This window comes from Variovorax sp. P1_G12 (genome assembly GCF_056405555.1).
In genome coordinates this window covers 1-1201 of record NZ_JBFUBW010000093.1, presented here as the reverse complement: position 1 = coordinate 1201, position 1201 = coordinate 1, and the positions used below count along the sequence as shown (strand labels likewise).

General features: G+C 63.9%; 1 protein-coding gene. It reads right to left on the bottom strand.

Features of this window, described 5'->3' with window-relative positions; genetic code table 11:
* A partial coding sequence (tuf, locus tag AC1D2O_RS37670) for an elongation factor Tu (protein ID WP_478158926.1) occupies window positions 1-1188 on the bottom strand: 1188 nt, incomplete at its 3' end.
* Window positions 1189-1201 lie beyond the last annotated feature (13 nt).

The window sequence follows — 1201 nt, the reverse complement described above, 5'->3', positions numbered from 1 at the left end:
GTCGAGGATCTTCGCCACGACGCCCGAGCCCACGGTGCGGCCGCCTTCACGGATGGCGAAGCGCAGGCCTTCTTCCATCGCGATCGGGTTGATCAGCTTGACCGTGATCGACACGTTGTCGCCGGGCATGACCATTTCCTTGTCCTTCGGCAGCTCGATCGCGCCGGTGACGTCGGTCGTGCGGAAGTAGAACTGCGGACGGTAGTTGTTGAAGAACGGCGTGTGACGGCCGCCCTCGTCCTTCGACAGAACGTACACCTCGGCGGTGAAGTGCGTGTGCGGCTTGATCGAGCCCGGCTTGCACAGGACTTGACCACGCTCGACTTCTTCGCGCTTCGTGCCGCGCAGCAGCACACCGACGTTGTCGCCGGCCTGGCCCTGGTCCAGCAGCTTGCGGAACATTTCCACGCCGGTGCAGGTGGTCTTCACCGTCGGGCGGATGCCCACGATTTCGATTTCTTCACCGACCTTGATCACGCCGCGCTCGACCGCGCCCGTCACCACCGTGCCGCGACCCGAGATCGAGAACACGTCTTCCACAGGCATCAGGAAGGCACCGTCCACGGCGCGCTCGGGCGTCGGGATGTAGGTGTCCAGCGCATCGGCCAGCTTCATGATGGCTTGCTCGCCCAGRGGACCCTTGTCGCCTTCSAGCGCSAGCTTGGCCGAACCATGGATGATCGGSGTGTCGTCGCCCGGGAATTCGTACTTGTCCAGCAGCTCGCGCACTTCCATTTCGACCAGCTCGAGCAGCTCGGCGTCGTCGACCATGTCGCACTTGTTCAGGAACACGATGATGTAGCCCACGCCCACCTGGCGTGCCAGCAGGATGTGCTCGCGGGTCTGGGGCATCGGGCCGTCRGCGGCCGAGCACACCAGGATCGCGCCRTCCATCTGGGCGGCGCCGGTGATCATGTTCTTCACGTAGTCGGCGTGGCCGGGGCAGTCGACGTGCGCGTAGTGGCGGTTGGCCGTCTCGTACTCGACGTGGGCCGTGTTGATCGTGATGCCGCGCGCCTTTTCTTCAGGAGCCGCGTCGATCTGGTCGTAGGCCTTCGCTTCGCCGCCGAACTTGGCCGACAGCACAGTGGCGATCGCCGCCGTCAGCGTCGTCTTGCCATGGTCCACGTGACCGATCGTGCCCACGTTGACGTGCGGCTTCGTGCGGGTGAATTTTCCTTTTGCCATTTTCTCATTTTCT